Below are 13,614 nucleotides of genomic sequence, written 5' to 3' on the forward strand. Positions count from 1 at the left end.
ACCTTTAAAAACAGTGACATGAATTGAAACCAGGACTGGTTTGAACAAGTCGGAAAACACCGCTTTATTCAAAGGGCAGGCGATTACTTCAACCAATCCTCGATAAGGAAATCAGGGATGTCACACGCTCCGAACCACACCTACACCTACACATCGGCGCAGGTCACCGCCGCGTACGAGGAAATCATTGCCACGCTGCTGAGTGGCATCACGGCCGAGGCGGTTCCCAGGATGCTGGTCACTGCCGGAGCGCAAGGCTCGGGCAAAACCTATCTGCTGGAAAAGAACCTCCTGCCCTCCCGGCGCTACGACAACTACGTACGCCTGTACCTGCCCGAGTACCGGGAAAAACATCCGCAGTACCCACAGATGATCAAGCACGGCGCATCGCACGCCTATGAGCATACGGAGGCGTTTGTCCGGGAAGTCAGCACGAAAATCTTCGAGAAGGCCTTCCAGTGCAGGTACAACATCATCATGGAATGCGCCTTCGACAGCATCGACTTCGTTACCTTCCCCCCCATGGCGACAGCCGCCGGGTACCAGTTCGAAACCCACATCGTTGCCTGCAAGAAAGAATTCGCGCACCTGTCGAGCATTCACCGGGCACTCAGGAGCCTGGAAAAAAACGAGATGGAAAGGTTCGTCCCGCTGTCGGCGCTCAATGCCAGCCTGGCTAACGCCCAGGCGACGATCCTCGCTCTCGAGACCGCTGCCAAAGCAGTCGACGGCTCTCGGATGTTCCTCTACGAGCGCGGGCTCGGCCAGCTCCGGGAGCGCTTGCTGCGCGTCCAGAATACCTATACCCGGGGCTCGAACGGGGCCCTGGTCATAGACGGGCCCAAGGTGGCCTACGCAAGTGTCTTTGAAGCCATTGTCAACAATCGACTCCAGCTCATTGGCGATCGCGAGGAAATGGTCAGGCAATGCCACCTGGCGCTCCACGAGGCACGAGTACACGCCGAACACGTGCCCGACGCCGTTTTCAACGACCTATACGCCTATATCCTCAGGTACGTCTGTCGATAAGGCTGGCATCGACTTGTCGCGCGGATCCTGCTTCCACGGGTTTCGGCGCGTTATGATGGCGGCCCGGTTCGCGAACGCAACGGTTCGCCAATCAAACAACCCCATTCGAGGAACAAAGATGACCCCCTGGCTGACCATCGTGGGCATCGGCGAAGACGGCTTCAAAGGCCTGGGCCGCACGGCTCGCCACGCCCTGCTGCAGGCCCCGCGTATCGTCGGCAGTGCCCGTCAGTTGGCGTTGCTGCCGGCTTGCATCCGCAGCGAGCGGGAGCCATGGCCCAGTCCGTTTTCCCTCGAACCGCTGCTGGCACGCCGCGGCGAGCCGGTGTGCGTACTGGCCAGCGGCGATCCGATGTTCTACGGCGTGGGGGCCAGCCTGGCCAAGCAGGTGGCTGCGGAGCAGATGCGGGTCATCCCGGCACCCTCGTCCTGTTCGCTGGCGGCGGCACGCATGGGCTGGCCGTTGCAGGAAGTGCTCACCCTGTCGCTGGTGGCACGCCCCCTGGCGGCGCTCAACGCCTGTCTGTCCACGGGCGTCAGGCTGGTGCTGCTGAGCAATGACCGTCATAGCCCGGCGGCAGTGGCGGCGCTGCTGCGCGAGCGCGGCTTCGGCCCCAGCCCCATGACCGTGCTGGAGCATCTCGGCGGCCCGGCGGAACGGCGAATCCAGGGCAGCGCGGCCCAGTGGGCCGATCCGGCCGTCGCCGACCTGAACCTGATCGCCATCGAGTGCCGGGCCGACCCCACGGCGTTGCGCCTGTCACGCCTGGCCGGCTTGCCCGATCACGCATTCGAACATGACGGCCAGTTGACCAAGCGCGATGTCCGAGCCATCACCCTGGCCCGCCTCGCCCCGACGCCCGGCGAACTGCTCTGGGACGTTGGCGCCGGCAGCGGATCCATCGGTATCGAATGGATGCGCTCCCATCGAAGCTGCCGCGCCCTGGCCATCGAAGCGGACGAGCAACGCCAGGACCTGATCGAGCGCAATCGCGACGCCCTCGGTGTGCCCGGCCTGCAATTGATCCGTGGGCGAGCCCCAGAGGCGCTGGAGGGGCTGGACGCTCCGGATGCCGTATTCATCGGTGGCGGAGTCACCCGTGAAGGCGTGTTCGAGACCTGCTGGAGCCGGCTCAAGCCCGGCGGACGCCTGGTGGCCAACGCCGTGACCCTGCAAAGCGAGGTGGCGCTCATGGCCTGGCGCGAACGTCATGGCGGCGAGCTGACCCGCATTCATGTCGCCCAGGCCCAGCCACTGGGCGGATTCGACACCTGGCGCCAGGCGCTGCCGATCACGTTGCTGGAATTGGTAAAACCCCTCGATGCGTGACGAAACCGCCGAGCAACCCGCCCCCCTGCGCAGCGGCCTGACCACCGGCAGCTGCGCCACCGCCACCAGCCTCGCGGCGGCGCGCCTGTTGCTGTGCGGCATCAGTGCCGACGCCGTGGAGATCGTCCTGCCCAAGGGCAAGCACGTGCAGATGCGCCTGGAGTTCTGTCGACTGACCGAACTGGGGGCCGAGGCCGGGACACTCAAGGACGCCGGCGACGATCCGGATGTCACCCACGGGGCGCTGCTGTTTTCCCAGGTCCGACTGATGCCCGAGCCCGGGGTCCGCTTCCTGGCCGGGCGCGGCGTGGGCACCGTGACGCGGCCGGGACTGGTCCTGGAGGTCGGCGAGCCGGCGATCAATCCGGTACCACGAAAGATGATCGGCGATCACCTCGGCCGCCTGGCCGGGGAGACCGGCTACACCGGGGGCTTCGAGGTCACCGTCAACGTCGAGGGCGGCGAGGCCCTGGCGCTGAAGACCATGAACCCACGGCTCGGCATTCTCGGCGGCCTGTCGATCCTGGGCACCAGCGGCATCGTCCGGCCCTTTTCCTGCGCGGCCTATATCGCGTCGATCCACCAGGGCATCGACGTGGCGAAGACCAACGGCTACCTGCACATCGCCGCCTGCACCGGCAACGCCAGTGAGGACACCATGCGCCGGGTCTACGACCTGCCGGAAATCGCCCTGATCGAAATGGGCGACTTCGTTGGCGCCGTACTCAAGCATGTCCGCAAGGTTGCGGTGGAAAAGCTCAGCCTCTGCGGCGGCTTCGGCAAAATCAGCAAGCTCGCCGCCGGGCACATGGACCTGCACAGCCGTCATTCGAGCATCGACCTGCCACAACTGGCGGCATGGGCGGCCGCTGTCGGTGCCGATGAAGCTCTGCAAGATGACATCCGCCATGCCAACACCAGCCAGCAAGCCCTGGCAATGGCCAGCGCCGCCGGCATCGCCCTGGGCGACGCGGTGTGCGGGCACGCCCTGGCCTTCGCCCGGAGCATCGTACCGGCCCAGGTTCAGGTCGAAGTCTTCGCCATCGACCGCCAGGGCGGGATCGTCGGTCATGCCGGAGCCCTGCAATGAATCGAATCCTGTTGTTGGGCGGCGTCACCGAAGCCCTGGCCATCGCCCGTACGCTGGGGCCTGACCATATCTACAGCCTGGCGGGCATCGGCCGTGTTCCCACGGACCTGGCGTGCCAGGTTCGCGTGGGCGGTTACGGCGGCGCGCAAGGGCTGGCGCAATTCATCCGCGAGCACCACGTCGACCTGTTGCTGGATGCCACTCATCCCTACGCCGCCCGGATCAGCCATAACGCCGCCCAGGCGGCCCGCGCCTGTGGCCTCCCCTGCTGGGCCCTGCGCCGTCCGGCATGGCACCCCCTGGCCGGTGACGACTGGCGCGAGGTGGCCGACTGGGACGCGCTGATCCAGGCCCTGCAGCCGTTCCGCCGCCCCTTGTTCACCTTGGGCCGCGAACCGTTGCAGCACCTGCACGAAATTCCCCCCGAACAGTTCTGGACCCTGCGTGCCCTGGACGTTTACCCCGGCAATGAACGCTGCGAAGTCATCGGCGCCCGCGGGCCGTTCAATATCGAAGACGAACGCGAACTGTTCGAGCGACGGCGGATCGATGTGCTTATCAGCAAGAACAGCGGTAGTACGGCCACCGAGCCGAAGCTGGAAGTGGCTCGCGAACGCGGGATACCGGTGCTGGTATTGAAGCGCCCCCCATTGCCGGAAGTGGACCGGGAATTCGGGACGCTCGACGAGCTATTGGCAGCGCTGTCCACGTCGCGCGGATCCTGAGATCAAGCGCCATGGATTTTGTCGCCACCACGACAGAACGCTCCCTTGCGAATCTGTTGCTACTGTTAATACGAGCCCTGCGACCCTACACCGCACATGGCTTTTTTACTTCTGCCCCTCGATCAGGCTAAATACCGCCACCTGATCGCCCAACCGAGCGGATTGCCCCATGTCCCGACAACGGCTTGCATTTGCCTGGATCGCCTGCTTCGCAGTGCTGTTCAACATGCTCGCCATGCCGCTTTCCGGGAACGCTTCAGCGACTGCAAACGCGCCGGCCGAGCAACTGCTCTGGGGCAGTTTCTGTTCGTCCAGCGGCACGAAGATGGTGGCGATTTCCCTGGGCAAGTTCGAACAGAATACGCCGCAGAACGACGATCACTCGACGATGCAGCATTGCTGGTGCTGTTCCGGTTCCGCGCCGCTGGTGGCGCTGGCCGGGCAACCTGCGCAATTGTACGTGGATGCGCGACTGGCCCACGCCGGCGCCGTCCCTCCGACGCTCGACAGCCTCACTGCGCGCCAGCAATGGCCAAGTCTCAACCCCCGCGCCTCGCCTCTGGTCTGATTCCTTTCGCACATACCTGCGCCCTGAATCACTTCGGAGAACTGCCATGTTGAACAGACTCATCCTGCTGGCCGCCCTGTTGCTTCCCGTCGGCTTCGCCCACGCACATCAGTACAAAGCGGGGGAACTGGAGATCGGCCACCCGTGGTCCCAGGAACTGCCACCCAACGCGCCCACCGTGGCTGCGTACTTCGTGCTTCACAACACCGGCAAGAGTGCCGACAGACTGCTCAGCGTCGAATCGCCGATTGCCGCCAAGGCCGAGCTCCACGAGCACGTGAAGCAAGACGACCTGATGAAGATGCAGCCGGTGCCCGTGGTGGATATCGCCCCCGGCGCTACCGTCACCTTCGCGCCGATGGCTTATCACGTGATGTTGCTGGAGCTCAAGGACCGCAGCCTTTTGAGCGACGGCAAGCGTTTCCCCATGACACTGCATTTCGAAAAAGCCGGGGATATCACCGTCGACGTCGCGGTGCAGAAAAAAGCCCCCGACGGCAGCAAGCCGTCGATGCACGCACACTGATCGAGCTTGTCCATGGGTAACCCCCGCAGCAGCCCGGCCCGTCCCCGTCGCCAGCCCATGAGCCTGGCACGTGGCAGCTGGATCAGCCTGTTCGCGATGCTGATGATCTTCATCGGTCCACTGATTTCTCAGTCGATGCCGATGGATCGGCCTATGCCTGCGTCCATGAATATGGACATGAGCATGGGCATGATGGGCATGGACACGATGGACATGTCGACGAGTGCCCAAGCCGAGCACGACGCGACAGCCGCCGAGCACTGTGCCCCCCAGAGCCAGCACCATGCGCTGTGGGAAAAGTGCGGCTACTGCAGCCTGTTGTTCAATTGCCCTGCCCTGCCGGGCGGACAATCCTTCGCCGTTTTCGACACGCCAACGGCCAACACCCACACCAGCCCGTCCCCACGCCTGGGCCATGTCCGGCCCTCCTTCTTCCCGGGTGCCCGCACCCGCGCACCGCCCTTCGCCGCGTAAGCCCGACACTTACTTCACCCGGTCGCACAAGACAGCCCCAGGCTGCCCGACCGTGTCGTTTACGTCTGTTCGATGGAATCCTCATGTCCAGGTTTTCTGCCGGCATCGCTTTGGTTCGATGCCTCCCGAACGAGCCACGGGTTCGTTTACGCCCTATGGTCGCTGCGCTGTGCGGCCTGTTGCTGGCCCAACACACGCTGGCCGATGAGCACGATCATCACGAAGGCCAGCTCGAAGAGCTGAGCCCGACGGTCATCACCGCCATCGCCCCCAGTTCACCCCTGACCGTCGTCACCGATCCCAAGGATCCGCGCCAGCCGGTGCCGGCCAGTGACGGCGGCGATTACCTCAAGACCATTCCCGGCTTTGCCCTGGTACGCAACGGCGGCACCAATGGCGATCCGGTGCTGCGGGGCATGTTCGGCTCGCGACTGAATATCCTCACCAACGGCAGCATGCTGCTGGGCGCCTGCCCGGGCCGCATGGATGCGCCGACCTCCTACATTTCGCCGGAAACCTACGACAAGCTCACCGTCATCAAGGGCCCGCAAACGGTGCTCTGGGGCCCTGGCGCATCGGCCGGGACCGTCCTGTTCGAACGCGAGCCGGAGCAGTTCGGCGAACTGGGCACCCGGGTCAACGCCAGTGTGCTGGCCGGCTCCAACGGTCGCTTCGACAAGGTGCTGGATGCCGCCGCCGGCGGCCCACTGGGTTATGTACGGGTGATCGGCAATACGGCCCACTCGGACGATTACCGTGACGGCAACAACGACACCGTGCCATCGCGCTACGACAAGTGGAACGGCGACGTCACCCTTGGCTGGACGCCGGACGCCGACACCCTGCTGGAACTGACCGCGGGCAAGGGCGATGGTGAAGCGCGCTACGCAGGGCGAGGCATGGACGGTTCGCAATTCAAGCGCGAAAGCCTCGGGCTGCGTTTCGAGCGATCGAACATCGGTGACGTGCTGGACAAGGTCGAGGCCCAGGTTTACTACAACTATGCCGACCACGTCATGGACAACTACACCCTGCGCACGCCATCCGGCACCGGGATGATGGCCGGGCCCATGGCTTCCAATGTCGACCGCCGCACCCTGGGCGCACGTATCAAGGCCACCTGGCGCTGGGCCGACGTGCAGTTGATCAGCGGACTGGACGCCCAGACCAACGAGCATCGCCAGCGCAGCGGCATGGGCATCGATACCTACAAGGATCTGCCGTACACCAAGGACGCCGACTTCCACAACTATGGCGTTTTCGGCGAAATGACCTGGTACGTCGCCGACCGCGACCGGCTGGTGAGCGGCGCCCGGCTCGACCGCGCCTCGGCCAAGGACTATCGCCAGAGCATCGGTTCCGGCATGTCGGCCCGCCCCAACCCCACCGCCGACGAGACCCGGGCCGACACCCTGCCCAGCGGTTTTGTCCGCTATGAACATGACTTGGCCGACAGCCCGACCACTCTTTATGCGGGCCTGGGCCACGCCCAACGCTTCCCGGATTACTGGGAGCTATTCTCGCCGAACGCGGGCCCCAGCGGTTCGCTGAATGCCTTCGACTCGATCAAGCCGGAAAAGACCACCCAGCTCGACTTCGGCCTGCAATACAAGAGCGAAACCCTCGAAGCCTGGGCCTCGGGTTATGTCGGGCAGATTCGCGACTACATCCTGTTCGACTACACGCCCGGCATGATGGGGACCACCTCCCGTGCCGAGAACATCGATGCGCGAATCATGGGTGGCGAACTGGGCGCGGCCTACCCGTTGACCGACCACTGGAAGACCGATGCGACCCTGGCCTACGCCTGGGGCAAGAACAGCAGCGATGGCAGCGCCCTGGCGCAGATGCCACCGCTCGATGCCCGCCTCGGGCTGACCTACAGCGAAGACCGCTGGAGCGCCGGCGCCTTGTGGCGTGTGGTGGCGGCGCAGCATCGGGTCGACGAGAACAGGGGCAACGTGGTGGGCAAGGACTATGGCAAGAGCTCGGGCTTCGGCGTGTTCTCGCTCAACGGTGCCTACCGCATCAACAAACACTGGAAGGTCAGCAGCGGCGTCGACAACCTGTTCGGCAAAGCCTATGCCGAACACCTGAACCTGGCCGGCAATGCCGGGTTCGGCTACCCGGCAAGCGACCCGCAGGCCATCAACGAACCGGGGCGCACGCTCTGGACCAAGGTGGACATGAGTTTCTAACCGGCACCGGAGATCCGTCAGCAAGGACACAAACTGTGGGAGCGAGCTTGCTCGCGATGGCGAAGGCGCATTCAACATCGATGCAGGCTGAACCATTGCTATCGCGAGCAAGCTCGCTCCCACAGGGTTCGATCCCACCTTGACTGACGGCACAACATAACGACCTATTTGCCCTGCGGAGCGCTTTGCAATGAGCCAACCGAAACCGAATTTCTACAACCTGGCCTGGCGCTGGCATTTTTATGCCGGGCTGTTCGTGGCGCCGTTCATGGTGATGCTGGCCCTGACCGGTATCATCTACCTGTTCAAGCCACAGCTCGACCCATTGATGTACGGCAGCCTGCTGAACGTACCCGCCGGGCATCACACCCTGGCGGCGGACGACCTGCTCAAGCAGGTTCGCCAGGCCTACCCCGAAGGCCAGGTCACCCAGTACCTGCCGCCGCCCGACGCCGGGCGCAGCGCGCAATTCGTGGTGATCGAAAAGGGCCGGGAATTGAATGTGTACATCGATCCGTACCATGGCGACGTGCTCGGCGAACAGGATGCGAAGAACAACCTCCAGGCCATGGCCCGGGCCATCCACGGCGAGTTGCTGATCGGCACCATCGGTGACCGGCTGGTGGAAATGGCCGCCGGCTGGGGCGTGGTGCTGGTGGTGTCGGGGCTGTACCTGTGGTGGCCGCGCGGGCAATCGACGGCCGGTGTACTCTGGCCCCGATGGCACGTTCGCGGCCGGCTGTTCTGGCGCGACTTGCATGTCGTCATGGGTTTCTGGGGCGCGGCTTTGCTGCTGGTGATGCTGCTCAGTGGCATGACCTGGACCGGCTTCTGGGGCAAGCAGTACGCCGACCTCTGGAACCGCTTTCCGGCGGCGATGTGGAACGACGTACCCAAGTCCGACGTGGAGGCCCGCAGCCTCAACAACGCTCATCGCCAGACCGTGCCCTGGGCCGTGGAAAACACTCCGATGCCGATGTCCGGCGACCATGCCGAACACATGGGCCATGGCCGCCAGCATGAAGGCCCCGCCGCCCCGACGGTCAGCCTGCAGGCTGTGCAGGACATCGCCAGCGAACGCAACGTGACGCCCGGCTACAGCATCACCCTGCCGAAGACCGCCAGCGGCGTATTCACCATTGCCGTCTTCGCCGACGACCCGCGCAACGACGCCACCCTGCATATCGATCAATACACCGGCAAGGTCCTGGCGGACGTGCGCTGGGAGCAGTACAGCATCGTCGCCCGCGCCACCGAAACCGGCGTAATGCTGCATGAAGGCAAGATGTTCGGCCCGCTGAACCAGATCATCGTGCTGCTGATCTGCCTGATGATTCTGCTCAGTGCCGTCAGCGGTCTGGTGATCTGGTGGAAACGCCGGCCCCAGGGCAAGTTCGGCGTGCCGCCGTTGCGTCACGACTTGCCGACCTGGAAGACCGGGGTGTTCATCATGCTGGCCCTGGCGGTGGTGTTTCCGTTGGTGGGCGCGTCGCTGGTGGTGATCTGGATCGTCGACCGCGTGTTGGTTTCGCGCTGGGCGCCAGGCACCAACAGCGATGCCGTACGCTGAAAAAACGATCAGGGTCGAAACAGGTCCCCACAGGACTCCCGTTGAAGGATGCCGTTGCAGATGTGAAGACTTTTCACCTCGATGACGCTGACCCCTTCGACCTCGTTGGGCGTGCCTCCACCGTAGGCGTTTCTGCACGTCACGGTGATCCGGCATTGCCCGTTGCCCTGAGGCTCGATCATCGCGGGAGGTGGGCGCCCCTCCACGGCGCTCACCGTCGCCTTGCAGCTGGAGCTGATGGGGTTGGCTCCCCATGCCTGCTCGCAGGAAAGCTCGGAAGTAGCAGCAGGGCGGATGAACAGACACCAGAAGGTCAGCACGCCGACAAACACCCGAAACCTGGACATTGTCATGGCTTTCAACCTCGCTTGAGGAGAAGCAGGCCGACCCGCATCCAACAGGCCTTGCGGTCATTCTCGATACCAATGCCGCTTCAGACCACTTCGGTCGCAAGCGACAGCACTCGGGGCAAAACGGCAAGCGCGGAGTCGACGCTGATTCCGCGCTGCCCGACCTCGACGCCTTTCAAAGTCATGGAGCGACCTTGAGCACTCCGTTGATATTTTGCAGCTTGGACAGCGTATCGGGCGTGCCACGGAAGGAGTTTGGCATGCCATTGTGGGTTGGGCCTACCGTGCACCAGGTATGAAGCAAGCACTGCCCGTTGCCTTCATCCTTGATATCGGCCCAGCCGCCCCCTATTCCTTGGCCTTGCGCCCCGCAACTCTGGGCGGCCGAGCTTTTGCGCCACCCCTCGGTGCAGTCATCCGCCAGCGCGATTTGATGAATACCTGCCAGCAATGCTGCCAGGGTAAGTCCATTTATCAATCGGTTCATCGATTCATCCTCATGATGAGTAGTGGAGACTCCAGAGTAAAAGCCAACCGCAACCAGATAAACTGTAATAAATGACAGTGCATTTAACTGATTAGGAATTACCTCGCTCTTTTTTAGACGGCAAAGCTACAACGCAATCACTGCCCCGGTTGCGGGATGAGCTGTCAACCGGAGCCAATCTAATCCTGCGGTTGAAGACGGCGCGTTAACGGAAAGCGGCGTGAACCATTACAATCGCGCCCGCTATTGGAAAAACGCGAACACAACCCTGTGGGATGCGCGCGCCACCATGACTTGAGTAGATGCATGACCTCCCTGTCCCTCACCCATCTCGCCTGGACGCCCCTGGGCCACGGTCACTGCCACCATCAGTTCCAGCTGCGGGACGTCACGCTGCAGGTGGCGGCCGGTGAATTCGTCGGGTTGATCGGGCCCAACGGCAGTGGCAAGACCAGCCTGTTGCGCTGCGCCTATCGTTTCAGCCGACCGGAACATGGCGAGGTGAAGCTGGCCCATTACAACGTCTGGCAACAATCCTCGCGCTGGTGCGCTCAACGCATCGCCGTGGTGCTGCAGGAGTTTCCCGACGCCTTCGGCCTGACGGTGGAAGAAGTAGTCGCCATGGGCCGCACTCCTCATAAAGGCCTGTTCGATGGCGACGATCACGAGGATCGGCGGCTTGTGCGCCAGGCACTGGCATCGGCCGGTCTGGAAGGCTTTGGCGACCATGCATTCGCGACCCTCTCGGGCGGTGAAAAACAACGGGTTATCCTTGCCCGCGCACTGGCCCAGCAGCCACAACTGCTGATCCTCGACGAGCCGACCAACCACCTCGATCCCCGCTATCAGCTGCAACTGCTGCAACTGATCAAGGGCCTCGGCATCGGTACCCTCGCCAGCCTCCATGACCTGAACCTCGCCGCTGCCTTCTGCGACCGGCTGTACGTGATCGACCACGGCCAGATCGTCGCCAGCGGCACGCCGGCAGAAGTCCTGACCGCCGCGCTGCTGCGCGAAGTGTTCGGTATCGAAGCCCTGGTGGACGAACATCCCCTGGCCGGCTACCCACGAATCACCTGGATAACCCAACAATGACCCTGCGCTCCCTGCTGCTTCTGCCCATGCTGCTGTGCAGTGCCCACGCCCTGGCCGAAGCCACCCGCTACCCGCTGACGATCGAAAGCTGCAACCGCCAGGTCGTGTTCGACCAGGCCCCCCGGCACGCCGTCAGCCATGACATCAACATGACCCAGATGATGCTCGCCCTCGGGCTCAAGCCACGCATGGTGGGCTACAGCGGCATCAGTGGCTGGAAGTCGGTGACTCCCGAGATGGCGAAGATCCTCGAAGGCCTGCCGGAGCTGGCGGCCAAGTACCCCTCCGTGGAAACCCTGCTCGATGCCAACGTGGACTTCTTCTTCGCCGGCTGGGACTACGGCATGCGCGTGGGCGGCGACCTGACACCGCAGACCCTGCAACCCCTGGGGGTCAATGTGTATGAGCTGACCGAGTCCTGCGCGTTCGTGATGAAACGTCCGGCGGCGTCCCTGGAAGATACCTATAACGACCTGCGCAACCTCGGCAAGATCTTCGACGTCCAGGATCGCGCCAATGAACTCATCGCCACGATGCAGGCGCAAGTGGCCGAAGTCCGCGAACAGTTGCCCGCCGATCGACCGCGGGTGTTCCTGTATGACAGCGGCGAAGACCGGGCCATGACCTCCGGGCGCCTGGGCATGCCCCAGGCGCTGATCGAGGCGGCGGGCGGACGCAACATTCTCGACGACGTGGAGACCAGCTGGACCCGGGTGAACTGGGAGAACGTGGTGGAGCGCAACCCCCAGGTCATCGTGATCGTCGACTACGGTGAAGTCAGCGCCGAGCAGAAAAAGCAGTTCCTGTTGAGCAATCCGGCCCTGCAGTCGGTGGAGGCGATCAGGCAGCGGCGCTTCATCGTGATCCCTTATGTCCAGGCCACGCCGGGCATCGATAACGTACTGGCGGTGCAAACCCTGGCGAAGGGATTCCACGCCCGATGACCACACGTCGCTATGGCGCGCTGCTGGTGCTGCTCGGCGCGTTGCTGCTGGTGTCATGCGTGGTGTCCCTGGGCTTCGGGCCGGCGCGGGTGCCGGTGGGGGTGGTCTGGGACATCCTGCTGAACAAGGCTTTCGGGGCAGGCCAAGTCCACTGGACACCCGGCCAGGAACACATCGTGTGGCTGATCCGCGTCCCGCGCCTGCTCCTCGGCGCCCTGGTTGGAGCGGGACTGGCGCTGATCGGTGCGGTGCTGCAAGCGGTGACTCGTAACCCACTGGCGGATCCACATCTGTTGGGCGTCACTTCCGGCGCGACCCTGGGCGCGGTGATCGTGGTGCTGCATGTCGGCGAAATCGTCGGCCTGCTGACCCTGCCCCTGGCGGCGTTCATCGGCGCCTTGCTGAGCATGCTGCTGGTGTTGGCGATTGCCAGCCGCCAGGGCCGCCTGGAAAGCGATCGTCTGCTGCTGTGCGGCGTGGCGGTATCCTTCGTGATGATGGCGGTGGCCAATCTGCTGCTGTTTGTCGGTGACCATCGCGCCAGCTCCGCGGTGATGTTCTGGATGCTGGGCGGTCTGGGCCTGGCGCGCTGGGAATTGCTGGCGGTGCCGGCTGCCAGTGTGCTGCTGGGGCTGGTGTTGCTGCTGGGTATGGCTCGCCCGTTGAATGCATTGATGGCCGGCGAGCAGACCGCCGTGACCCTGGGCCTGAATGCGCCGAAAGTGCGAGTATGGATCTTCCTGATCGCCTCGCTGATGACCGGCGTGCTGGTGTCCATCAGTGGCTCGATCGGGTTCGTCGGGCTGATGGTGCCGCACATCGCCCGGCGCCTGGTGGGTGCCGAACATCGACGACTGCTGCCGGCCTGCGTACTGCTGGGCAGCCTGTTCCTGGTGTGGGTGGACGTGGCCGCCCGGACCTTGATCGCACCGGAGGACTTGCCGATCGGTGTGGCCACCGCTGCCATTGGCGGGTTGTTTTTCATCGGCCTGATGCGCCGCCGCTGACTTGTCACCGACTCGCCCTGTGGCGAGGGGATTGAGCGAAACGTCGCACCGCCCCGTCGGGCTGCGCAGAAGTCCCAGGAACCTGCCGTCGCCATCTATCTGGTTGGGCTGCTTTGCAGCCCAGCGGGGATGAATCCCCTCGCCATAGCTGGCTTGTTCCCGGAGGGCACTTGCCCCACTGCGCGCCAATGTGGCGCATCCCTTCGCACCAATACCCATGA

At 63.9% G+C, this 13,614-nt stretch carries 14 protein-coding genes; 12 read left to right on the forward strand and 2 right to left on the reverse strand.

Translation table 11 applies throughout. The annotated features are described in order from the left end of the window. The first annotated feature begins 117 nt into the window (after positions 1–117). The 9 genes from BW992_RS03995 to BW992_RS04035 all read left to right on the forward strand — a co-directional run bounded on the left by BW992_RS03995 (position 118) and on the right by BW992_RS04035 (position 9,510). Complete coding sequence (locus BW992_RS03995) at positions 118–1,029, forward strand: zeta toxin family protein (RefSeq protein ID WP_072397842.1); 912 nt, start codon at positions 118–120, stop codon at positions 1,027–1,029. Between the two features lie 118 nt (positions 1,030–1,147). Next, on the forward strand, positions 1,148–2,359 hold the full coding sequence (cbiE, locus tag BW992_RS04000) for a precorrin-6y C5,15-methyltransferase (decarboxylating) subunit CbiE (RefSeq protein WP_076405649.1): 1,212 nt from the start codon (positions 1,148–1,150) through the stop codon (positions 2,357–2,359). Next, entirely contained in the window at positions 2,352–3,449 is a 1,098-nt protein-coding gene (locus BW992_RS04005) for a cobalt-precorrin-5B (C(1))-methyltransferase (protein ID WP_072397844.1), read from the forward strand. Before cbiE ends, BW992_RS04005 begins: the two co-directional genes overlap by 8 nt. Further along, positions 3,446–4,174 (forward strand): cobalt-precorrin-6A reductase, encoded by a 729-nt coding sequence (locus tag BW992_RS04010; RefSeq protein ID WP_072397845.1) that lies wholly within the window; start codon positions 3,446–3,448, stop codon positions 4,172–4,174. The genes BW992_RS04005 and BW992_RS04010 overlap by 4 nt, the downstream gene beginning before the upstream one ends. Positions 4,175–4,343: 169 nt before the next feature. Continuing rightward, on the forward strand, positions 4,344–4,742 hold the full coding sequence (locus BW992_RS04015; protein ID WP_072397846.1) for a DUF2946 domain-containing protein: 399 nt from the start codon (positions 4,344–4,346) through the stop codon (positions 4,740–4,742). 46 nt (positions 4,743–4,788) lie between these two features. After that, positions 4,789–5,268 (forward strand): copper chaperone PCu(A)C, encoded by a 480-nt coding sequence (locus BW992_RS04020; protein WP_072397847.1) that lies wholly within the window; start codon positions 4,789–4,791, stop codon positions 5,266–5,268. A 57-nt stretch (positions 5,269–5,325) separates the two neighbouring features. Continuing rightward, on the forward strand, positions 5,326–5,742 hold the full coding sequence (locus tag BW992_RS04025; RefSeq protein WP_072397907.1) for a DUF2946 domain-containing protein: 417 nt from the start codon (positions 5,326–5,328) through the stop codon (positions 5,740–5,742). 83 nt (positions 5,743–5,825) lie between these two features. Next, entirely contained in the window at positions 5,826–7,940 is a 2,115-nt protein-coding gene (locus tag BW992_RS04030) for a TonB-dependent copper receptor (RefSeq protein ID WP_072458619.1), read from the forward strand. Positions 7,941–8,130: 190 nt separating this feature from the next. Continuing rightward, entirely contained in the window at positions 8,131–9,510 is a 1,380-nt protein-coding gene (locus BW992_RS04035) for a PepSY-associated TM helix domain-containing protein (RefSeq protein ID WP_072458620.1), read from the forward strand. Positions 9,511–9,518: 8 nt separating this feature from the next. On the opposite strand, the gene BW992_RS04040 is transcribed toward BW992_RS04035, so the two are convergent. Both BW992_RS04040 and BW992_RS04045 read right to left on the reverse strand, forming a co-directional pair. Continuing rightward, complete coding sequence (locus BW992_RS04040) at positions 9,519–9,863, reverse strand: hypothetical protein (protein WP_076405650.1); 345 nt, start codon at positions 9,861–9,863, stop codon at positions 9,519–9,521. A gap of 178 nt (positions 9,864–10,041) precedes the next feature. Next, on the reverse strand, positions 10,042–10,347 hold the full coding sequence (locus tag BW992_RS04045; RefSeq protein WP_072397851.1) for a hypothetical protein: 306 nt from the start codon (positions 10,345–10,347) through the stop codon (positions 10,042–10,044). Between the two features lie 306 nt (positions 10,348–10,653). On the opposite strand from BW992_RS04045, the gene BW992_RS04050 reads away from it, so the two are divergent. From BW992_RS04050 to BW992_RS04060, 3 genes are read left to right on the forward strand one after another with little or no spacing between them, the layout of a single operon-like run. After that, a complete protein-coding gene (locus tag BW992_RS04050) occupies positions 10,654–11,442 on the forward strand; it encodes an ABC transporter ATP-binding protein (RefSeq protein WP_072458621.1) in 789 nt (262 codons plus the stop codon). Then, entirely contained in the window at positions 11,439–12,386 is a 948-nt protein-coding gene (locus BW992_RS04055) for an ABC transporter substrate-binding protein (protein ID WP_072397853.1), read from the forward strand. Before BW992_RS04050 ends, BW992_RS04055 begins: the two co-directional genes overlap by 4 nt. Beyond that, the gene (locus BW992_RS04060; RefSeq protein ID WP_072397854.1) at positions 12,383–13,393 is read left to right on the forward strand and encodes a FecCD family ABC transporter permease; all 1,011 of its coding nucleotides are present in this window, start codon (positions 12,383–12,385) and stop codon (positions 13,391–13,393) included. The genes BW992_RS04055 and BW992_RS04060 overlap by 4 nt, the downstream gene beginning before the upstream one ends. The last annotated feature ends 221 nt before the right edge of the window (positions 13,394–13,614 follow it).

Origin of the sequence: Pseudomonas sp. 7SR1, assembly GCF_900156465.1 — a bacterium.
GTDB lineage: Bacteria > Pseudomonadota > Gammaproteobacteria > Pseudomonadales > Pseudomonadaceae > Aquipseudomonas.